This window comes from Chryseobacterium scophthalmum (genome assembly GCF_900143185.1).
Classification (GTDB): domain Bacteria; phylum Bacteroidota; class Bacteroidia; order Flavobacteriales; family Weeksellaceae; genus Chryseobacterium; species Chryseobacterium scophthalmum.
This window is the reverse complement of the sequence record NZ_FSRQ01000001.1, coordinates 1,238,968-1,261,013: the sequence shown is the minus strand read 5'-3', so window position 1 is coordinate 1,261,013 and position 22,046 is coordinate 1,238,968. Positions and strand designations below refer to the sequence as shown.

At 33.7% G+C, this 22,046-nt stretch carries 14 protein-coding genes; 9 read left to right on the top strand and 5 right to left on the bottom strand.

Translation table 11 applies throughout. The features are described from left to right. Nucleotides 1-712 precede the first annotated feature (712 nt). From BUR17_RS05755 to BUR17_RS05730, 6 genes are all read left to right on the top strand, one after another. Nucleotides 713-1,453 carry a hypothetical protein gene (locus BUR17_RS05755; protein ID WP_074229374.1) on the top strand — a complete coding sequence of 247 codons (741 nt, stop codon included), beginning with the start codon at nucleotides 713-715 and terminating at the stop codon, nucleotides 1,451-1,453. A 1-nt stretch (nucleotide 1,454) separates the two neighbouring features. After that, on the top strand, nucleotides 1,455-6,275 hold the full coding sequence (locus BUR17_RS05750; protein ID WP_074229373.1) for a leucine-rich repeat protein: 4,821 nt from the start codon (nucleotides 1,455-1,457) through the stop codon (nucleotides 6,273-6,275). 11 nt (nucleotides 6,276-6,286) lie between these two features. After that, a complete protein-coding gene (locus BUR17_RS05745) occupies nucleotides 6,287-6,487 on the top strand; it encodes a hypothetical protein (RefSeq protein ID WP_074229372.1) in 201 nt (66 codons plus the stop codon). Between the two features lie 910 nt (nucleotides 6,488-7,397). Then, the gene (locus tag BUR17_RS05740; protein ID WP_074229371.1) at nucleotides 7,398-8,249 is read left to right on the top strand and encodes a hypothetical protein; all 852 of its coding nucleotides are present in this window, start codon (nucleotides 7,398-7,400) and stop codon (nucleotides 8,247-8,249) included. A 2-nt stretch (nucleotides 8,250-8,251) separates the two neighbouring features. After that, nucleotides 8,252-9,670, top strand: coding sequence for a phage tail protein (locus BUR17_RS05735; RefSeq protein ID WP_074229370.1), 1,419 nt, complete (start codon nucleotides 8,252-8,254; stop codon nucleotides 9,668-9,670). A 1-nt stretch (nucleotide 9,671) separates the two neighbouring features. After that, nucleotides 9,672-12,017: a pyocin knob domain-containing protein gene (locus tag BUR17_RS05730; protein ID WP_074229369.1), complete on the top strand. Its 2,346-nt coding sequence runs from the start codon at nucleotides 9,672-9,674 to the stop codon at nucleotides 12,015-12,017. Nucleotides 12,018-12,252: 235 nt separating this feature from the next. On the opposite strand, the gene BUR17_RS05725 is transcribed toward BUR17_RS05730, so the two are convergent. The 5 genes from BUR17_RS05725 to BUR17_RS05705 all read right to left on the bottom strand — a co-directional run bounded on the left by BUR17_RS05725 (nucleotide 12,253) and on the right by BUR17_RS05705 (nucleotide 17,234). Further along, entirely contained in the window at nucleotides 12,253-12,789 is a 537-nt protein-coding gene (locus BUR17_RS05725) for a DUF3575 domain-containing protein (RefSeq protein WP_074229368.1), read from the bottom strand. 88 nt (nucleotides 12,790-12,877) lie between these two features. Further along, nucleotides 12,878-14,026, bottom strand: coding sequence for a helix-turn-helix domain-containing protein (locus tag BUR17_RS05720; protein WP_074229367.1), 1,149 nt, complete (start codon nucleotides 14,024-14,026; stop codon nucleotides 12,878-12,880). 90 nt (nucleotides 14,027-14,116) lie between these two features. Continuing rightward, a complete protein-coding gene (locus BUR17_RS05715; protein WP_074229366.1) occupies nucleotides 14,117-15,163 on the bottom strand; it encodes a serine hydrolase domain-containing protein in 1,047 nt (348 codons plus the stop codon). Between the two features lie 152 nt (nucleotides 15,164-15,315). Further along, the gene (locus BUR17_RS05710) at nucleotides 15,316-16,440 is read right to left on the bottom strand and encodes a helix-turn-helix domain-containing protein (protein WP_074229365.1); all 1,125 of its coding nucleotides are present in this window, start codon (nucleotides 16,438-16,440) and stop codon (nucleotides 15,316-15,318) included. A 176-nt stretch (nucleotides 16,441-16,616) separates the two neighbouring features. Continuing rightward, on the bottom strand, nucleotides 16,617-17,234 hold the full coding sequence (locus BUR17_RS05705) for an RNA polymerase sigma factor (RefSeq protein WP_074229364.1): 618 nt from the start codon (nucleotides 17,232-17,234) through the stop codon (nucleotides 16,617-16,619). Nucleotides 17,235-17,474: 240 nt separating this feature from the next. Here BUR17_RS05705 and BUR17_RS05700 point away from each other — a divergent pair, with 240 nt between their 5' ends. The 3 genes from BUR17_RS05700 to BUR17_RS20725 all read left to right on the top strand — a co-directional run bounded on the left by BUR17_RS05700 (nucleotide 17,475) and on the right by BUR17_RS20725 (nucleotide 21,992). Then, entirely contained in the window at nucleotides 17,475-18,422 is a 948-nt protein-coding gene (locus tag BUR17_RS05700) for a FecR family protein (RefSeq protein ID WP_074229363.1), read from the top strand. Nucleotides 18,423-18,484: 62 nt separating this feature from the next. Further along, nucleotides 18,485-21,772 (top strand): TonB-dependent receptor, encoded by a 3,288-nt coding sequence (locus tag BUR17_RS05695; RefSeq protein WP_074229362.1) that lies wholly within the window; start codon nucleotides 18,485-18,487, stop codon nucleotides 21,770-21,772. Nucleotides 21,773-21,851: 79 nt separating this feature from the next. After that, nucleotides 21,852-21,992: a hypothetical protein gene (locus tag BUR17_RS20725; RefSeq protein WP_159437586.1), complete on the top strand. Its 141-nt coding sequence runs from the start codon at nucleotides 21,852-21,854 to the stop codon at nucleotides 21,990-21,992. Nucleotides 21,993-22,046 lie beyond the last annotated feature (54 nt).

Genomic DNA, 22,046 nt, shown 5'->3' with positions numbered 1-22,046 from the left:
TTTATTTAAACTTCTATAAAACACTATTTTGTTGGAAACGCAAAGGCGTAATTTTTTATTTTTAAGGCGCAAAACACTTAGACTTCGCTCAGTGTGACTAAAAAACATTATAAAGAATTTAGAAATAAAGCAGTTAAAATTTTATTGTAGATAAAATCCTTGCGCCCTAAAACATTTTAGACTATAAATTGCGCCTTTGCGATTACTAACTATTAAAATTGAAACATGCTTTTGTCATAAAACCCATAGTGAGAAGACATCGATTTTCTGATTGTGGGTTCTGTATACTATCACCATAAAATAGATGGTTTCCTTCTGAATGAAATAATTATTTCTCAGAAATACATGTTACTGAAACTACAGAATAGCAAGGTCAAAAAACTTTTATAAAAACCATAAAAACAGGAAATTTGAACTCTAAAGAATGTGAATAATCATTGGAGTCAAAAAAAGTTACCAAGAAAGCAGTATAGAAAAAATGTAAGAGAATGTAGTTGATTTAAAATAAAATTACAAAAAAACATTGTGAAAATATATACTTTCTAAGGTGGCAACCCTATTAATAATTCACTAATTGATAGTACGATAAAGAGGGCGGAAATCAATAATTACTCAAAAAAAAGTAGAATTCTATTTAACTACAATAAGTCCATCAAGAAGAGACTTTCCCTCAAATGATCAATTGTATCAAAAATAATTTTCAAAAATAATAATGAAAGTACCATTAAAAACAATATTTAGCTGGTTTGAAGAGGGTGATATGCCCACAGAATATCAGTTTCAGCAGACCTTTTCTTCATTCCGTCATGTAGATGAAAAAATCAAGATGGATGAGGTAATGGGTTTAAATGAAACTTTTCAAAAAACGGTATCCAGCACAACTTTTACAAATCATCTGCAAGATGAAAACGCACATCATTTAGTGCTCGCAAAACTTAATGCATCCAATCTTTCTGCTAGGAATGTAGAAGAATGGAAAGAAAAATTAAAGATCAAACTAGCTGCCACTATAGACGATGGTGAAGAGAACGGAAATGTCTATGCAAAGGAACAGATCGAGGAAATTGTAAATATACTTCAGGCAAAAGATAATGAAATGCTTGAGCTGATCGCAAAAATCAACAAAATACTAGATTCTAATGATGATGACCTTGATGAACTTCAGGAGATCGTAGACTATATCAAAGAAAACAGGAAGCAGATAGAATTGCTTAAAGGTTCAGGAGCAAATTTTGCCTTTGGAGGAATTTTAAGGCCTACTGATAATATTATTGTTAAGCCGGGATCATCAAAATGGTTTTGGGCAGGGAGTGGAGTCTACGAAAATGCTTCAGGAGTTACGATTGAAAATTTCGGGATAATTTCCTTTGACGGTTTTGTTTGGTCTGTTCTTGAGGTTAATATACCTGGAGGTGGAGCAGATGGTTTTATTGATTTAACACAAGAAGATTAAAATGAGATATACAGGAAGAATTTATTTCACAAATTATGAAAGGTCAGATAAAGAAGTTGCAGATAATTTCACTTATCCCGCCATGTTCTTCATTAAGAATGAAGACGGAAAGATCATTAAACAGATCGCATATTCAGCTTTAGGAGAAAAGTCAGAAAGTGAATATGGAACAGGTGATGGGGGAAGCGGAGGAGCCAATGGAATTGTTTTCCGCGCAAAATCTGAAATACCCACATCGTTCGTAAGATCATTTGGAAGTGAAGTTAAAATAGTTTTTTCGTGGTCATCCATCGACAGCATTGAGGGTAGTGAGACTGGCGGGGGAACTGCGAGTATTTTAAAAGGAAACACGATCCTATTTAATAAAAACATTGACCAGGGAGTCAATGAGATAGATATCACGTCATCTATTTTGGCGGGAGATAATACCATTACTCTTAGTATAACAGACAGTTATGGAAATAACAGGAAATTAAAATATGATATTCAAACAATAGCACTCGCTTTAAGTACTACATACGACAAGACCACTATTAATTCGGGACCAATCATTTTCCGATATGTCCCAACCGGTAATGTCGAGAAGACGATTCATTTCAAATTAAATGGATCAGATCTTCCGCCAGTAGTTACTTCAATTAATAACAAAGAGCTTCTTTATGAGATCCCTGCACAGTCGCACGGAGTTCATATTTTAGAAGCATATATGACTGCTGATTTATCCGGTGAAGTCATCGAAAGTAATCATGTTTTGACGGATATTATCTGCGTTGTGGCAGGGGATTTAACGCCTTTGGTTTCGTCAGCAAATAATGTTGTGGCAAATCAATATTCTCCAGCTTCAATTGAATATCTGGTGTATTCACCATCGTTAAATTATAGCGATGTTGAGATCTTGATCGATGGAGTTAAGGTTTCTGAATTATTGGTGAATAGAAGTTTGCAGAAGTTCACTTATACTTTTACTGATGCAGGGAATCACATGGTGACTTTGAAATGTGGTGCTGTAACGAAAAATACTTCAGTGATTGTTACTGCTTTCGATATTCAGGTAGAAGCGGAAACATTAGGTTTAGAATTGTTTTTATCAAGCCGAAACCGAAGTAATTCTGAAACTAACAAAAACGAATGGAAATACAAAAACTTGTCATGTACGCTTACTGATTTTGATTTCAGCACCAATGGTTGGATTCAAGATCCAAAGGGGTCTGTGGCTTTAAAAGTAAGCGGAAATGCAAGGGTTGAGATTCCTTTCAAAATTTTTGATAACGATTTTAAAACAGGTGGTAAAACATTAGAATTTGAATTTTCCACTTCAGATATAAAAAACAGTGAAAGTATTATTTTTTCATGTAAAAATGGAAATGTCGGATTTGTTGGTACCTCAAATTCGTTCTCGTTCAGTTCTGAGCAGGATGGAACTTCGATCTTTTTCAAAGAAGAAGAAAGGATCCGTGTAAGTGTAGTCGTTACAAAGGTTGCAGACCAAAGATTGGTTTTTGTGTATATCAATGGAATTATTTCCTCTCTATATCAGTATAATGCACTAGACAGCTTTTTACAACAAACTCCTCAAAACATTATCATTGGAAGCAGTGATTGCAATATTAATTTATACAACATTAGAGTTTACAATAATAATCTAAACGCCGATCAGATGTTGTCTAATTTCATTGCTGACATGGATAACCTGGTTGAAAAAGTCAACATTTACGAAAGAAATAAACTGTATGATGCCTTCGGAAATTTATCCTACGATAAATGCTTGGAGTCGATTCCATGTTTAACTATCGTTGGAGATTTGCCAACTTATAAAGGCGATAAAAAAACAATTGTTGGTGAGTATGAAAATGCGCAAGATCCTACAAAATCGTTTTCTTATGTAAATGCGAGTGTTGATGTTCAGGGTACATCATCACAATATTATCCCCGAAAAAACTTTAAAATCAAATTTAATGGAGGTTTTAAAAATGGTGAATTAAATTCTTCAAAATACAAGCTTCGTGATAATTCATTGGCCGAAAAGACTTTTACCTTTAAAGCTGATTTTATGGAATCTTCAGGTTCTCACAACATCGGTCTAGCAAGATTAGCTCAAGATAGTTTAAATCAATTAGGCTTTTTGGTTCCTCCACAATTAGAAAATCCTAATATTAGAACCACAATGGACGGTTTTCCGATGCTTATTTTTCATCGCGCAACACCAGATGCTGAACGTATTTTCTTAGGGAAATATAATTTTAATAATGATAAATCGAATGAAGCAACAACTGGTTTTACAGGTGGTCAGGAATGCTGGGAATTTTTAAACAATACGTCAGATAATACATTATTTATTGCTACAGATTTTCATAGTGTGGATGGTTCAGGAAAGAAGTTGTGGAAAAATGATTTTGAAGGAAGATATCCGGAAGATAATGAAGATACCACCAATCTCGAAGCCTTGCATGCTTGGATCGTGAGTTGCAAAAATGATCCTACAAAATTCAAAGCTGAAGCTAAAGATCATTTTAATATTCAATTTTTACTGTTTTATTATGTATTCACTGAGTTTTTCGCAATGGTCGATCAGCGCGCTAAAAACCAGATGTTTGCAATGTATCCGGACACTGAAGGAAACAATCGTTGGTATCTTATTTTTTATGATAATGACACGGTTTTAGGTCTTAATAATGAAGGTCACAATGTGTATGATTATTGGGTAGAGGCGCACGATCAGGTTGGTAGTGGGTTCGTTTGGAACGGTGCCTTATCGGAGCTTTGGAAATTGGTTGAAGTTGCATTTGATACTGAAATCACCGCATTGTATCAACAAATGAGAACTTCAGGAATTCTAACGTATGATAAGTGCAATACGTATTTTAACACATTAGAATCTGACAAATGGGCGGAAAGCATTTTCAATGAAGATGCGAAATATAAATATATAGATCCTTTGATTGTTGCTGGGAACGGAAGTTACTTATACACCGCACAAGGCTCAAGAAAATCACACAGGAATTATTGGTTATTAAATAGATTCAGATATATGGATGGAAAGTATGACACATCTACTTTCTCTTCTGATTATATCACGATGAGACTTTATACACCTTCGGGAACGCCTGCAGTTCCTCCAAATGCTAATTTTTTATTAACGGCTCAGAAAGACGGGTATACGAAAATTAAGTTTGGTTCTTACATCAATAGGGCAAGATTGCGAAAAAATGTTGCCTCCTTAGTTCAATCTCCGGCTATTACTTTTAACGATACAGAAACTATTATTTACGGTGCATCTGCAATTAAAGATCTAGGAGATTTGTCAGGAAAGTATCTTGGTACTTTAGATGTTTCAAAAGCGATGAATTTGTCGAGGCTTCGAATTGGAAGTCAAATTTCTGGTTATTCAAATCAAAATTTGAGAAACTTGTTTATTGGTAATAATACAATTTTGGAAGAATTGGATGTAACGAATTGTCCAAATCTAAAACAGTCAATAGATCTTACAGCTTGTACAAGTATTAAAAGAATTTCTGCTGCAGGAACAGGAATATCGTCGGTATTATTGCCAAAAGGTGGTTTACTTGCTTCTTTGATTCTTCCTGATACTGCAAATACTTTAATATTAGATAATCAGAAATTTATCAGCAATTCTAATTTAACTTTTACGGCAAGTTCTATAACAACTCTTGTAATTAAAGATTGTCCTTTAATTAATGTTAATAATATTGTTTCATATCTAAAAAATTTGAGCAGAGTGAGAATCAACAATCTAAATGGAAGCAGTACTTCTAGTGAAAATTTCTTTCCACTTATAAATGCTAAAGGAATAGATGATTCGGGTAATACAACCCCACATTCAATTGTTGAAGGAAAATGGACTTTTACAAACATTTATGCAGAAGATAAAACTTTTATGGAAGCTAATTGGCCGGACTTTAAATTTACATTTTCAAATGTTGCTACTTTCATTCAAATTTCGAGTGCGATTAGGAAAGCTACATTATTAAATGTCTTTAATACCAACGGTGATGGAGAACTCAGTTTTGCGGAAGCAAGAGCTGTTATCAATATTCCTGCTGACACTTTCAACACATCCGTTAATGCCTCGAGAGAGCTTTCTTACAGTTTTGATGAGTTTAGATTTTTCACGAATGTGGAGACAATTGGAGATAGAGCATTCAATTCAAATAAATTGGAAAGTATTATTTTTCCTCCCAATATAAAGAAGATAGGTTCCAATGCTTTTAGCTTCACTTCTTTTTCTACTATCGTAGGAAATTTTGATAAGATAGAGGAGCTTGGCGAAATTCCATTTTTTGGAAAATACTTCGATATTAATTTATTTAAGAATGTTAAGATTTATACAACAAATTCATTTCAGTACATGTATCCGAGAGCGGGGAAATATAACCTTCCTTATATCACGAGAATTTTCACGAATATGCTTACTAATCATGTAAATAATTATATTGTTGAAGAGCTTGTTTCCAATCTTGTTGATTTATCTGGGTGTACGAGTTTAGAAAGAATGGATTCGTTCGGTTTAACTTTAAGGCCTCTTAAGGGAGAAAATGAAGTTACTATTATTCTTCCGGCTTCAATAAACTACATAGAAAACTACTGCATGCCTATGTACCCGGCTGCAGGCCAATTAGGCGTTACAAGAGTAATAATTAAAGTATTGGCAACGACACCTCCTATTTTGGTTGGAACTAACTTTGTTGCTGACGGAATAATAATAGATACAGTAGAAATTCATGTACCCGCAGCAAGTGTTTCTGCTTATAAAACTGCAACCAATTGGAGCTATTTTGCCGCAAAAATTTATCCAATAACTTAATAAAAATATATATGAAACATACAGATAACGTAATTAAAGCGGAGCCAGGGAAATGTTTTAAAAGAAAAATAGATGGAGTTGTTTTTGGCGATGAAATCTATTTGGGAACTACTTACTATCTAGACGGAATAAGTCTCGAAAAACCAATTAAGGAAACTCCTGATGATTTTGAAGAAATTGATATCGAGGTAGAAACAGAAGAAATTAATTAAGAGATGATAAATTTTATAACTTATTTCCCCAACAGAGATTTATGATTCATCCTGAAAATACGATACAGATCTTAGGACAAAAATAAATAATTAAACCGGAGCAGAAACTTTTTTGCTCCGGCTTTTGTTTTTATAGCTTTTCATTTTTTATTACAGACTGTTTGTGCTTTTGTTTGAGAGTAAGATAATATGACATCTAACTTAAGAAGTAAAAATTCCCTATAATAAATTAAAAACATCTCATGATAATTTAATTTATCATAAAGGCAACAGTCTTCTGATTGTGGGTTTTGTGTTGCATTCCCGAGAGAGGTATTCCTCTTTTAGATGAAATAATTGTTTTTCAGAAAATGATTGATCATCTGATTGCAAATCTTACATATAAGAATGTCAATTTCATAAAATATTGAAACTTTAAGTACTGCAACTACAGAATGGAGAGGCCAAAAAACTTTCCTAAGAACTAAAAAAAAATGAATTTTGAACAGTCAAATTATAAAATACTATCATCCGATTTCAGAAAAATAAAGGTTACTGCAACTACAGAATAGAGAGGTCAAAAAACTTTTATAAAAGCTATAAAAACATGAAATTTGAACTCTAAATAATGTGAATAATCATTGAATTCAAAAAATATTATACTCAAGGAAGTAATCAAAAAAGCATTATAGAAAAAAATGTAGGTGAATGTAGTTGGCAGGAAATAAAATTACAAAAACATTGACAAAATATATGTTTTTCTAAGGCGACAACCATATCAATAGTTTACTAACTGATAGTATGATAAAGTAGGGATGAAATCAAGAGTCGCTCAAATAATCTAGAATTCCATTTAGGGGCAATCAATCTATCAAAAATAGAGACCTTTCCCAAATTATCAATTGTATCAAAACTAATTTTTAACAATCAAATGAGTACACCATTAAATATAATTTTCAGCTGGTTTGAAAAAGGTGATGTTCCCACAGAATATCAATTTCGGCAGGTCTTTTCTTCATTCCGCCATTTAGATGAAAAAATCAAAATGGATGAGGTGATGGGCTTAAATGAAGCTTTTCAAAAAAAAATATCCACCACAACTTTTACAAATCATTTAGAAGACGATAGCGCGCATCATTTAGTGCTCGCAAAACTTAATGCATCCAACCTTACTGCATCCAATGTAGAAGAATGGAAAGAAAAATTAAAAATCAAATTCGCAGCCACAATAGATGGGAGCGAGGGGATTGGAAATGTCTATACAAAAGAGCAAATCGGAGAAATTGTGAATCTATTTCAGGCAAAAGATGATGAAATGCTTGAATATATTGCCAAAATCAACGAAATACTAGACTCTAATGACGTCAATCTTGATGAAATTCGGGAAATCGTAGGCTATATCAAAGAAAACAGGGAACAGATAGAATGGCTTAAAGAAGAGATTGCCAGAAATGGTTCGGATGATAACATCAATCTTGTTGGAATGTATTCAAACTGGGGTGCAATCACTTTTCAAAACCAGTTTAATGATTTGGTGTATGATAAAATTAAAAGTCTCGAAGACGTAACAAATTCCGAAAAAAATAAATATGAAGAGAGAGTTAGGGGGGACTCTAGGATAAAGCATGATCTTGATACATTTAGCTTTGTGATTGATGCTTACGACACTGTTACTATGTTTACAGTGCCCCTCAAGGTGAGAAGAATAGACACTAATACTATTGAAGTGCTATTTGATTCTGTACCACCCAATATAATTCAGTTAACCATTAAAAAAATATAATTATGGACATTAAATACGCTTATTACAGAAGTTCTGTTGGATACAAAATCGAAGGAAAAACAGACAATGACATTTTAACCGCAGGAGGAAGTACAAGACCAATCAACTCTTTTTGGCATGATGGAAATTTAAATCCGTTAGATTATGTGCCAAAAACACGAACTTTAACCATTAACGGTACAGCTTATGATCTGTCAGCAAACAGAGCATTTACAACACCAGATACGATTACCCGTCTGAAAGGTGGTGCATCCGGAACTTTGGTATCCGGTGATGTAACGCTTGCAGCAGGAGCTAATATGGCGATTAACCAAACCGGGAGTACAATTACATTAGTTTCTACAGATACAACCTACAGTGCGGGTAATGGTTTGACATTAACAGGTACTTCATTTTCATTACCGGTTACTACTTCAGGTACAGGAAATGTGGTTACGGGAATTACTCAAACGGCTAACGGAATTACGGTAAGTTTAGGCTCGATGCCGACCTTAGCAGATTTGGCAAATTATGTTCCTTTATCACAAAAAGGAGCGGCGAATGGAGTTGCTTCATTGGATGCATCGGGTCAGGTTCCTGCATCTCAATTGCCATCTTACGTGGATGATGTTTTAGAAGGATATTATAAAACTGCTGACGGAAAATTCTACAAAGAAGCAGCCTATACTAACCTTATCGCCGGAGAAACGGGTAAAATTTATGTATCTCTCGATACTAACAAAACTTACAGATGGACAGGAACAACGTTTGTTTATATTACTTCTGGAGCTGTAGATTCTGTGAATGGATTAACGGGTGTTGTGGTTTTAAATAAATCTCATGTAGGCTTAAGTAATGTTGATAATACTGCAGATGCTGCAAAAAATGTTCTATCCGCTACAAAATGGGCTGCACCACGAACGATTACTCTTTCCGGAGTTACAGCAACGGTACAAACAATTGACGGTACTGGAAATGTAACAATTCCTATTACGGCTGTTCCTGCGACATTACTTACAGGAACTGCAGCAATCAATACAACAGGATCGGCTGCAAAATTGACAACACCCAGAACAATTGCTGCTTCAGGTGACGCTACTTGGGCAACAACTTTTGATGGTTCAGCAAATGTTACCTCAGCATTGACATTAGCTTCAACAGGAGTAGCTGCCGGAACTTATGATCAAGTTACAGTAGATGCTAAAGGTAGAGTAACTGCCGGAACTAATATTGTAAGTTCATACACTACTGCTATCTCCGGAACTGCGAGTATAGCGCACAACTTAGGAACTAGAAATGTAGATGTTGCAATGTATGATACGGTAACGTTTTACAAAATAGAAGGCAGAATAAAATTAACCGACCCGAATAAAATAGATATTGAATTTGATTCTGCTTTACCTAATACTGTATCCATAACAGTAACCCGTAAAGACATTTAATATGGACACAAAATATGCATTTTATAGCACTTCTAAAGGCTATAGAGTTGTGGGCGGTACTGCCGCCCACTTTTTAAAGGCAGATGGTAGTTTAGATAATGCTAGTTACTTAACGCAGTCTATTTTAAATTCTCAGTTAAGTAATTATGCTATGCTGAATGGAACACAGACTTTTACTAACATCAATACATTTGCTCAAAGTCCTGTAATTCCAACAGGTACATTAAATGGTCATGCTGTAAATGTTGGTCAATTAAACAGTAAATTAAATAATTATTTTCCTAAAAAAAATACAGTAGGGACAACCACTGACCTAAATGATTTATCTTTAGAAGGGATTTATTATGGTTATCAGTGGATAAATTCGCCACAAAACGGTATTGCGACAGTAACGGTAAAAAGATATTCAAATGATTGGATTAGACAAGAATTTGATTTAATAGGAGATGATGCCGGATTAACTTATGTTAGAGACCGCCATAGTGGAACTACTTGGACCGATTGGAAAACTGTGGCAAATAGAGATTGGGTTATAAATCAATTAACTTCTAAAGTAAATAATGTTGATAGTGTTACAGGTGTGGGGTTTGGCTCTAGTAATGAAGATTTACCTTTTATGCAACATTCTACAACAGGTGCAGTTTACCTTGCCACAAAGGAATATGCTAATGATGTTACAATTAATAAAGTTAACAATTTAGAAAATGCTACAGGTATTGGTTTTGGAGGAGGTAATGTTAATAATGCACCATATTTTAAACATACTAATAATACTAATATAAATATTGCCACGCAAAATTGGGTATTAAATAATTTTACAACACCATCATTTTTAGCCCAAAATTATGCTTTACGAGCTGGTTCTAATGCAACAGATACTTGGGCTCATACATCCTATGGTTTAAGTATAAACGCATACATTCCCGGTAAAACATTTAATGCTGCTGGTGCATGTTATTTGCAAGAAGCTACTTATGGTAGTGCAATGGGGTACTTAAACAGTTCAGGAACTGGTGCAGGAAACCCTACAAATGATTGGTGGTTTAGACTTAAAATGCTTCACAGTAATGCGAGTGGTTATTATGGCGAGATTGGTGTGAAAATGACAGGAGGTACTAATTCACTAAGATACAAAAGATTCGAAAATGGTGTTGATGGTGGATGGGTAGAAGTATGGGACAAACAAAATCTTACTCAAGGTAATATTAATAACTGGAATTTTGCTTACAACGGTATTTTATCAGATGTATTAAATTTTAATAATAATGAAGGTGACTATACAAGATACTATAAACTAGACGGTTCATCTTTTGACAGGCTTAGAATAGGTACAGGTATAGTAGATACTAGAGTTATGGGTAATGGGCTTGATTCAGATGGTTCAAGTACATTTGTACCTAATTCCGGAAATAAAGCTTTAAACCATAAATTTTTACCATTATTTCATGAAGTATCGGGTAGAGGATATCAATCTTCATTGATACTTAAAGGATGGACAGATAGTTACAGAGCATGGAGAATAACAGGACCGGCAGATTTAAGCAATAGCGAAGAAGATTTTTTCTTAAGCCAAACAGTGTCTGATACCGGAGATTGGTTTAAAGAAAGAAAGATTTGGACTGACAGACATTTTAGTCAAGCTAATATTAACAGCTGGAACTACGCAATTTCTAATAGTATTCAATTAAATGTTGAATTTACAACTAATACAGGATCAGGTTTAATAATTGCGGATGATTATTTTGGAGGTGATTCAGGTATTATAGATAAGCAACTGACAAGGTTTGTTGCAACAAAAAAAGATGAGTATTATTTTTATGGTTCAGAGTATGGTAAGTTTGATGGCTTAAATTTTAATTGTAAAAGAAGACTCTTCGGAATGGGGAGAGAAGCTAATAAAAACGATAAGTTAACCGTAGAAGGATCTGTAAAAGCCAGTAAAAACTTTAAATCAGAGGAAGAAAAACCAGATACCATATTTATTCCTAATGGAAGAACAGCTGACCTCAGAGACGAAATCATCAACGACGAATCAGATTATGCAATTAGATTAGATCCACACGAATATGATATAGATGCTTATACTACGCTTCAAGTAGACGATAGAAATAGATTGATCCATATTATTGGGGAACAGGTAGAAATGGGGGTTAATTTTAATAAACTTTACCCTAAACAACAGATTGTTATTTATAATTTCGATCAAAAGGGTAACGGTATGGAAGTTCAAATATATGGAAACACCAGATATAAGATTGAACCGCGTTGTTTCCTTAGATTGTATGTAACGAAATCATTAAGAGTCATTGCAGAAAGACAACAACCGTGTGATTTTATTTGGGGATAAGAATTAAAATATGTTCTCCAATAAATTAAAATTTCTCAAAATAATTTAATTGATATAAAATAAAACCCACAGTTAGAGGATAAAATATTCTAATTGTGGGCTTTGTGGAATATGTAACCAAATAATGGTTTTAATTCTCAAATTCCTAATAATTCGATATTTTTAAATTATCGTAAGATTTTATTCTCTTGCTTTTACAGAAAAAAACCTTGTTATGTTTTAGATAGAATTGATATTAAAATTGATATCCAATACTCAGTCCAAGCTTTATAACCTGAGTGTGATCTGTTTTATCTGCATTAAAAACAAGTTTTCCGTAAGCTGTATTGGCTTCAAAAATCAGCCCTTTCTTTGTAACCAGTTTCCATCCAAAACCTGCGCCTAATGCGAGATCATAAACATCTTTACCTTCAGAGAATGTCACGTTGTCTGCTGCATATATTTTTTTTCCATCAATGGATGTGAGCATTCCAAATCCTTCTACAAAAAAACCGGAAGCATATTTTTTTCCAAAATAATACCTGTAATAGGGAGAAATATAGTAATTCATATCATCATTTGAGGTATGCTCATATACCTTAAATGCAGAAATCCCCAGAGATGAATTTTTGTTGAGGTGACGTTCAAAGCCTACTTCAAAGGCCCCCAATAACGGAGAAATTATATTCAGTTTAATTTCATTGTTTTTCTGATAAGAATTTACATCAGTTTCATTTTGAGCTTGAGCCTTGACAGCAAATAAAATGATGAGCAGTAAAAAGTTTTTTTTCATAAAAATTAATTTAAATTATTTAAGCGCAAAACTCAGATAATTCAAATTAGAAAGGGTTTCAAAAGCTTAAAAATGGAGAAAATGGTACTTATTTGATGGTGTTTTTGTATTCATTGGGCGTTTGATCCGTCACTTTTTTAAAGGCTTTATAGAAAGTTGTTTTTGAGGTAAATCCAGATTCTAACCCCATTGTCAACAAGGTATAGTTTTCATATTCCGGATCTGATATCATTTCCTTGACTGCTTCAACCCGATAGTTATTGATGTAATTGGCAAAGTTGTCTCCTGTTATTGTGTTTACAATTTGTGAAACATATCCAGCGCTTATGCCCAGTTTTTCGGCCACTTTTTCTCTATTTAATGTACTGTCGGTATAAATGTGCTGCTCTTTGCAAAGAAGTTCTAGTTTTTGAAAATAAAGATTATCTACGGTTATAGATTCTTTGTATGCTTCTACAGTGCTGTTTTCTTGCGTTATATCTGCAACTTGCAGATTTGGATGTATAATAGCCAAATCGTTGTTTAGAAAATTGTAGACAGCATCTTTGTTTTTGGCCAATTTATATTTATAAATGCCTATATAAGCTGTCCAATGAATGATGAATGTTGCACATAAAGCCAAAACACTCATTGTAGAAGAAATGTCAACTTCAAAAAAGAAGCCAGCCATATATGTAATTAGCCAGGTGGATAACACTAAATACAGAGCTGTCAATAAGGTCAGTACCCAGTTTTTCTCGTGTGGGTCTTTTAAATGCCTTATCATAAAATAGGAGTAAAAAGGTGGAAACAGAATGATGATAAAGGCAAATAAAAGCTGAATCAGTCTAAGTATATTGATGATGAAAATGTCTGAATCTGTGATTTTATAAATTCCTAAAATATCATTAAGATGATAGGTAATAGTAAAAGTAGAGGAATAGACAAACGGAATATAATACAAATAAGTTTTTTGTCTGTTCTTTACCGTATCATCAATTCGGTGTATTATAAACAGGAAGATGAAGACGGGTAGTAAAAATATCCACTCAATATAGTCCAGAAAACATAGCAAAGGGTAAGACGTGAATGCACCTTCAATTTCAAAAACATAATTCAATAAAACAATGGAAAGTGCAAATAGTAAATAGGCTAAATATTTATTTGATTGACTATTGAATAGGGAAGATTTTAAAATAACTACGCCTAAAACTATTCCCTGAAAAATAGCAATATTTAAAAGTGTTGTATAAATCAATTTTTTGATATAAAATTTGTTTTTAAATATAGCTCTTTGATGTGAGTTAATAAAACAAATTTATATTAATACGGATGACTGTTTATTTTTTTAATTTACATTAATGTCATTATACAGGTTATCAACTACTTTTTCTAAAATGTCTCCTGTTTCATTAAAGCTGGTGTTTGTTAATATGGATATCCCGATATTTTGTTTAGGGTAAATCATAAACCAATTCTGCATTCCATATATGCCGCCGTGATGTCTGTAGATTAATTGATGATCATTTTCTATGATGTACCAATGATAACCTTCCCAAAAATCAGAACCTTCTTTATATAATTTTTTATGAGATTCGTTGACAATAAGATTTGATTGTTCCAATTGCAGTTTCATATATTTCACCAAATCAGTGGTCGTAGAATGCAATCCTGAAATTCCACCCCATAAAGTTCTGTTGAAGTTAGGCATTAGCTCGTTTTTATCGTTATAGCCTTTTGCCAATCTTTTTTTATCATTTTCATTGAGTGTAAACTTAGTTTGGTTCATGTTATTAGGTTTCAAAACAAATTCAGTTACCAATTCCTCATAAGGTTTTTGATACACTTTTTCAAGAATATACGCTGTCAGTTCCGGAGCTGTGTTTGAATAAGAATATGTTTCTCCGGGCTTTGTTTCAATTTTGATGAGTTTTAATCCTTCAAAAAAAGCTTTTTTATTTTCACTTTTTATAGGAAAATTAGGAAATCCGCTTGTATGCGTGATGAGGTGTTTGATTCTTATAGGTTCACCTTTAAACTCTAAATTGGGATAAGGTTCATCAAGGTAGATTCTTATATCATCATCTAAATTTATTTTTTGATCAAGTACGGCTTTAGCAGCTACATAACCTGTAAAAGTTTTGGTTACGGAAGCTAATTCATAAAGGGTAGAATCGTTGGGTTTGTTTCCTTTTCCAATCGTTAATTCTCCAAAATGTTTGATGGTAGATTTTCCATTTTTATACACTGCAACGGAAACAGAATGAAATCTTTTATCTTCTAATAACTGAAGCGCATTTTTTGTAATCGCATGTTCAACATTTTGTGTATTGATTTGCTGAATACTTTTACATCCAAGTAAGGCAAAAAATAAAATAAGGGTTACATATTTCATGGTCAGAATTTTAATTTGATATAATCTGATGCAAATATGCTGTAGAGAATCCTGAAAAAAGTCCGTTTAAAAAAAGTCGGACTCATTTTAATGAATAAAATGAGTCCGATTATCTGCAATTCAAAGTTCGAGTATGTACAATTGATTAATTATCAACTGTTTCTAAATGCTGTTGGTGTTTGATTCGTGTATTTTTTAAATGAAGTATGAAAAGATGATTTTGAATTAAAACCCACTTCATATAAAATTTCTAACACTGTATATTTTTTTTTCGTTGGATCTTTCAGAAGGGTCATTGCTTTTTTAACGCGGTATTCATTCACAAAATCAAAAAAGTGCTGATTGATATGATGGTTAATCAAAACAGACAGTTCACGAACCGGAATGTTCACCTGATCTGCCAATTCCTGAATCGTTAGAGATGGGTTTAAAAAGGGTTCTTTTTCAACCATGAAATTTTTAAGCTGTTCAATCTGAGTATTCTTTATTTCGTCGGTTTTATTTTCAGTCTCCAACGTTTCAGCAAAATCTTTTGACGGTTGTAGAGTAGAATCAATTCTGCGAAAAAGCTCAGGATAGTTTAATGCCTTTAAAATAAACCAACACGCAGCCAATAAAAATACTGTTCCCGCAACAATATTCAGCCAGATAAACAGATCCCTATGCTGTGTGTATCTTACAATATTTTTTAAAATAATACATAAATGGATAACTAAGAAAATCACAGTAAGCTGAGATAGCCATTTATATAACAAAGTATTGGAATTGGTGAAATTTTCAAGATAAATCTTCTTATATTTTTTAAGTACAAGAAATACTCCAACAATATAAAAGAAATACTGTAGTTCTCCGATGAGTTGATAAACAAACATTTCAGGGGAGTTCCACATCACTTTAAAGAAATCTTCTTTTGCAGTACCTTCTGCGAGATAAAGTCTTGGAACTAAAATTAAGTTGACAACAATAAAAGGAATAAGATGAAGTAAATGCTTTCTTTTTAAGGTGAAATCTGAATAGCAAACGGCATTTACATATAGATAGAACAGAGGCATAACCAACAAGTAAGCAGATATTTTGAAAGCTTTCAGATTATAACTATCTACAAAAAGATGCATAAAAAGTCCGCTGATATCAATGGCATTAATGATAAGAAATGCTGCAAATAATCTGTTTTCTAGTTTTCTTTCTGTTTTTACCGTTAACAAAAATACCGCAAGCAATAACGATATAAAAACGGCAATCGCAGCAATAACTTCCAGAAAACTTAATTTGTCCATTTAATCTTTTTTGTAAAAATAAGATATAAGTAATGATTAATAAAGGACGAATTTTTGAAATAGTGTATTTTTTAATTTGCTGTTCTTCAAATTTTATTAATCCTCTATTTTATATTAATATTTCCAGGATCAAATCAAAGCAATTTCATTTATATATTCAGGAATAACTAGCTGAATCAGCTTACCAAAATTTCCATAAGTACCAGCAAAGAAATAAGCTTTTTAGACGATTTATATTCTGGAGTTAACTGTTCTCTAATTGTGCCAATAGCTTTACTCAGTTTATTACTCACCGTTTTACTACTCAAACCTAAAATTTCTGCCGTCTCATCAACCGACAAATTTTTACGGATTCTCAGGTCATAAATCTTTTGTTCTGTCACCGGAAGTTGCGAAACAACTTCATCGATCATATTGAAAAGGTCTGAAATATCATGCTCTTCAAGAATTTCGAAGTAATCTGTATCTGTAATCTCAATAGAGTTTTCAGCGTCATCAATACGTAATGTTGAGGGTAAAGTTTTATAACTGTTAAAATAATCGATAACTCTATAGTGAAGATATTTTAGAAGATATCCTTTTGCACTTTCCTCATGATTGGTCTGGATGCTTTCTGTGCTTTCAAGAATCTTTATCCAAAGGTTTTGCAACAGCTCTTCGGTAACCTCTTTATCTTTTGTACGGGCAAAAACAAAACGGTACAAACTGTCCCAATAGCGTTCATAGAGCATCATAAAAGCAGGTCGGTCACCTGTTTTTATTTTATGTAATAATATTTTGTCTGTTGGGTTCATAATGATGCTGCAAAATTACCTAAAGGAAAATTAACTTTTTGTGAACATTAGGGAATCTCATGTTAATTATTTCTAAGAAATAATGCTCATAATATGAACTAAATATTGATAAATGCTGAAATGAAAGGAAAATGATTAACTCATTGAGTGTAATGTGAATTCAATGTTAAAACCGTGTTGGGGAAGTTTTAAAATTCTGCTGTTTTATAGATGTAACTACGAATTGATAGTAAAATCTATATGAGAAATTTAAACTATAAAGATATTCAGGCATTTGTTTTCAGGCTTTGGCAAAGAGAAGTTTCAGACGAAACAATTTCGGAGAAAGAAACTGAACTTTTAAACCAGTGGAAGATCAATGTAGAGAAAGACCTGAATAGTGATCATATTCTGGAATCTAAAGCAAGAGTTCTTTTGGCTTTGGAATCTTATTTAACACAAACAACCTATATAAATCATCCGAATGGCTTTAGAAAGTATTTTTACCAAATTGCAGCTGTCATTATACTTCTGTTTTCAGTAGGAGGCATTTTCTCTTATAATACTTTCTTTAAGCCGGATGTCTATGTCGCAGAAAAAGGAAATCAAAAAGTATATCTGAAAGACGGTTCGGTAGTTACATTGTTTCCGGGTGCTGAACTTAGTGTTGAAAAATCTTTTCCGGCCGATACCAGAGTAGTCGCTTTAAAAGGGGACGCTATTTTTTCGGTTGCAAAATCTAAAAAACATCCTTTCATTGTTCGTGCAGATGGTTTTAGTACCAAAGTTTTAGGAACGGTGTTTAAAATTACGCAGTCGGGGAATGATAAAGCGGTAGATCTTTATGAAGGAAAAGTTGCCGTTTCGTATGTAGGTGCACCCGTTACTTTCCTGAAACCTAATCAGAAATGGACGAATTTTGGAGTATCTCGTACAGCAGCAGTCATTTCTTTTACAAAAGCTAATACTTCAGTCAAAAAATTACCTTCACTATTATCCTTAAGTTTTAATGATGTGATGCTGAAGGATGTGGCTGAAGTTCTTCAGAAAAACTACAGCATCAGCATTATTTACCCTAAAGAATTAGCAGAGAAAAAAATAACGGCAGATTTCACTGGCGGAAATACTGATGAGAACATTGAGGCATTGGCATTTATTTTAGACCTCGAGGTTCAGAAAGAAAAGCAAACCTATATTTTCAAAAAATAGCCTTTTGTAAGCATTGAAAACTAATAATCAGATAAAATTTTAATTAAAAGAAAAACGTAAAAATGAAAAGTGTGAAATGTGGTTTTACGATCGCGGCTCTGTTCTTTACAGTAACAATAGAAGCCCAGGAATTAGTTCAAAAAGTATCTTTTTCTGCGCCAGTAGGTAAACCACTGATAGAAGTTTTGGAAGAATTTGCTGGAAAAACCAGAATGAGACTGGTATATTCCAAAGCAGATATTAAAGAATTAAAAGTAAAAAGCATTAAGTGTGACAATATTCCTGTCAATGCATGTTTAAAAGATATTACAACTGGTCTTCCTATTGTGCATCGTCTTCGGGGAGATCTCATTTCAATAAAATATCAAGGGTCGGATGTCTCTGCTTTAGGTGACGGCAGAGTTTCCGGGAAGATCGTAGATGAAATTGGTAATCCCATAATTAACGCAGACGTAAGCATTGCTGGGAAGAATGCGGTTACCGATAGTAATGGTGATTTTTCGATAGAAATTGCTTCAGGAGTTTATACTTTAATCGTGAAAGCTCCGAAATACAATGTATTGCGTGTAGAAAAATTACAGATTGCAAATAATGAGACCAACACTGTTTCATTTGTTATGAGGTCGACATCTGATAAGATCGCGAGTATAAAAGAAGTTGTGATCACAGGAACTCGAAAAGCAGATACACAGGCAGGATTACTGGCTTTACAGAAAAAAGCAGCACAGATGAGTGACGGAATTTCAGCTGAACAAATTTCCAAAACACCCGATAATGATTTGGGAGGAACGCTGAAAAGAATAACAGGTATTACTACGATCGATAATAAATATGTAGTGGTGCGCTCGATGGGAGAACGTTGGAACACGGCAGCGATGGATGGGATCAATCTTCCAAGTACGGAAGCTTATAACCAAAATTTTTCCTTCGATATTATTCCCAACTCCATGGTGGAGAGTGTAATCGTAAGCAAAACAGCCACACCGGATATGAATGCAAGCTTTGCAGGAGGTTTTGTAGAAGTTAAAACTAAAGATATTCCCAACGAAAATTTTACGACGGTAACGATGGGGACTTCTTACAATGATCAAACAACTTTTAAAGAATTCCTTACCAGAAAACGAGGGAAATATGATTACTTCGGGTATGATGACGGAACGAGGGATTTTCCGATGGGTCTGAAAGCGATGAACTGGGAAAACCCCTTATTTTTTGAGCAATCGAAGCAGTTTAAAAATGATAATTTCACCAATTATGCGACAACTGCGGATATGGGATCGAATATGCAGCTTGCTTTGGGAAGATCTTTTAAGCTTAAAAATAATAACAAATGGGGTTTTGCAGGAGCTTTAGTGATAAGAAACGAGCAAAACAAACTTCAGATCGATCATACAGGAAGAGGAAACTGGCTTGATACCACCTACTTTAAAAGTCCGGATGATGAAAATTATCAACAGGCACCCATAACGTTTTATAATTTTAAAAATCAGGGTGCATCATATAATTACAATTCAACAATTGCCGGAATGATGAATTTTGGATTACAGTTGGGTAAAAACAGGTTGTCTTTCAGGAATTCTTACAACCACATTTATGACAATACCGTCACAAGAATTACCGGCTGGAACGAGTATACATCAGGAAGCGGCTTACCAAGCAATGCAGAATTGGCCTACAATTATTTTTATAACAGAATTATTCCCAATAATGATCCCGAACAAATAAAAACGTTAGACAGGCCTTATACCGATAATGCCAATTATCCTGTTTATCAGACGCTTTTGCAAAATAAATTAGAAGGAAATCATAAAATAGGAAAGGTAGATGTCGACTGGTTCTTAGCCCGAACAAGTGTAGCTTCTGATACAAAAGATTATACACTGAACCAGACTTTATACCGTTTTATTGGTCTTGAAACACTGTCTTATCATTTTGTAAGTAACTCCTCAAGCGATTTTGCGAGAGGTTATATTAAAAGCAGAGAGACAGATTATAATTACGGAACATCTTTCAAGTTTAAACTGGATGCCGGAAGTTTTAAAAATGATATTAAAATTGGTTATGCGGGAGCTTCTAAAACCAATACCAACTCTCAGCAGAAATTTTTGTTACGCGTTGATGAAAAGGTGACAGGAAACAACGGAATGCCTTTGGAAGGTGCCCTTTCTGAATGGTTTGACGGTTCGCACTATGTTCCTGGAGGAATCGGTTGGCAAACAAGGCCACTCTATGAAAACGAAGAGTATAAAGGCGAAGTTGATCAGCATGCGGTTTTTGTGATGTTTGATAACCGCTGGAAAAATAAATTCAGATTGGTTTGGGGGCTTAGAGCTGAGTATTTCAGATACAAACTTATTTCGCAGCAATTAGATTCAAGTGATCCACAAAATATTTATAAAAATGATGTGGAAGATAAGCCTTGGCAATTTATGCCTTCTGCCAATTTTACGTACAGCCCCACCAACAAAATTAATGTGAGACTGGCGTATAACAGAATGGTCATTCGCCCGCAGTTTAATGAAAGAACAGGTTTGCCATATTTTGATCCGATCTCAAACGGGTTGATTTACAATACAGCCATGGTTTCGTCTGTCATTAACAATTATGATTTCAAATTTGAATGGTTTCCCGGATTAGGAGAGATTTTTTCAGCAGGATTGTATTACAAAGATATCAACAGACCCATCGAAAGGGAAGGATACATTTCGAATGAAGGAAATCTGTACCTCTACAACGGGAACTCTAAAAATGCAAAGCTAAAAGGTTTTGAAGTTGAAATGAGAAAAAATTTAGGCTTTATTGCTACAGATTCCTTTCTGGAAAAACTTTTTATCAGCGGAAATTTCACTTACAACGATACGAAAGTTATTGCTTTTAAAAACAGAGAAAAAACACAGGATACAGACGAGACTTATGAAGTTGAAAGACCGCTTTACGGGCAGACTCCTTATGCTTACAATTTAGGTTTAATGTATGAAGGTGAAAGACTGGGATTAAGCTTTTTATACAATGCAAAAGGCGACCAATATATTACTGTAGGATATGGTTACAACGGAGAAGAGATACAGAGGGCGTATGCAGTTGCCGATGCACAGATTTCATATAAATTTTTGAAAAACAGAAATCTTGAAGTGAAATTTAATGCAAGAAACCTTTTCAACAGAGTAAAAGAATTTTACAATAATTACAATTCCTATTCAGTATCAAAAGGTGGAAATGTACAGACCGAAAGAGAAATGTTGGAGCTTCTTCCGGGAGCTACAGATAAATATGATAAGAATATAGACAAGGTTTTATTTCGTGCTTACAGCGGAAGAATGTTTGGTCTAAATCTAAACTACACTTTTTAAAATTATTATAAAAATAAGAAAAGAGCTCATTGCAATGTACAGGTCTTGGTATCCTGAGATTGAATCACAAATTATACTGATGATGCGCAACACAGTAAGATTCAGAAAAAAACCACTGCCGATGTCTTCCCGATCATTGGCAGAAAATCACCGGGAACTCTGCACTGCAGCTCCTCATGCAAAGCAGAAGTCTTATCAACCAAATCGCAGAAAATACTGAGGCGGGTATTTCTGAATATTAAAAAAAACAGGCTTGAAACAATAACAAAACGCC

Bases quoted from the DNA above. Each gene is read 5' to 3' on its own strand.
- BUR17_RS05755 (WP_074229374.1), top strand. From the start codon at position 713: ATGAAAGTACCATTAAAAACAATATTTAGCTGGTTTGAAGAGGGTGAT.
- BUR17_RS20725 (WP_159437586.1), top strand. From the start codon at position 21,852: ATGATGCGCAACACAGTAAGATTCAGAAAAAAACCACTGCCGATGTCT.
- BUR17_RS05700 (WP_074229363.1), top strand. From the start codon at position 17,475: ATGAGAAATTTAAACTATAAAGATATTCAGGCATTTGTTTTCAGGCTT.
- BUR17_RS05735 (WP_074229370.1), top strand. From the start codon at position 8,252: ATGGACATTAAATACGCTTATTACAGAAGTTCTGTTGGATACAAAATC.
- BUR17_RS05750 (WP_074229373.1), top strand. From the start codon at position 1,455: ATGAGATATACAGGAAGAATTTATTTCACAAATTATGAAAGGTCAGAT.
- BUR17_RS05710 (WP_074229365.1), bottom strand. From the start codon at position 16,440: ATGGACAAATTAAGTTTTCTGGAAGTTATTGCTGCGATTGCCGTTTTT.
- BUR17_RS05705 (WP_074229364.1), bottom strand. From the start codon at position 17,234: ATGAACCCAACAGACAAAATATTATTACATAAAATAAAAACAGGTGAC.
- BUR17_RS05730 (WP_074229369.1), top strand. From the start codon at position 9,672: ATGGACACAAAATATGCATTTTATAGCACTTCTAAAGGCTATAGAGTT.
- BUR17_RS05715 (WP_074229366.1), bottom strand. From the start codon at position 15,163: ATGAAATATGTAACCCTTATTTTATTTTTTGCCTTACTTGGATGTAAA.
- BUR17_RS05725 (WP_074229368.1), bottom strand. From the start codon at position 12,789: ATGAAAAAAAACTTTTTACTGCTCATCATTTTATTTGCTGTCAAGGCT.
- BUR17_RS05740 (WP_074229371.1), top strand. From the start codon at position 7,398: ATGAGTACACCATTAAATATAATTTTCAGCTGGTTTGAAAAAGGTGAT.
- BUR17_RS05695 (WP_074229362.1), top strand. From the start codon at position 18,485: ATGAAAAGTGTGAAATGTGGTTTTACGATCGCGGCTCTGTTCTTTACA.
- BUR17_RS05745 (WP_074229372.1), top strand. From the start codon at position 6,287: ATGAAACATACAGATAACGTAATTAAAGCGGAGCCAGGGAAATGTTTT.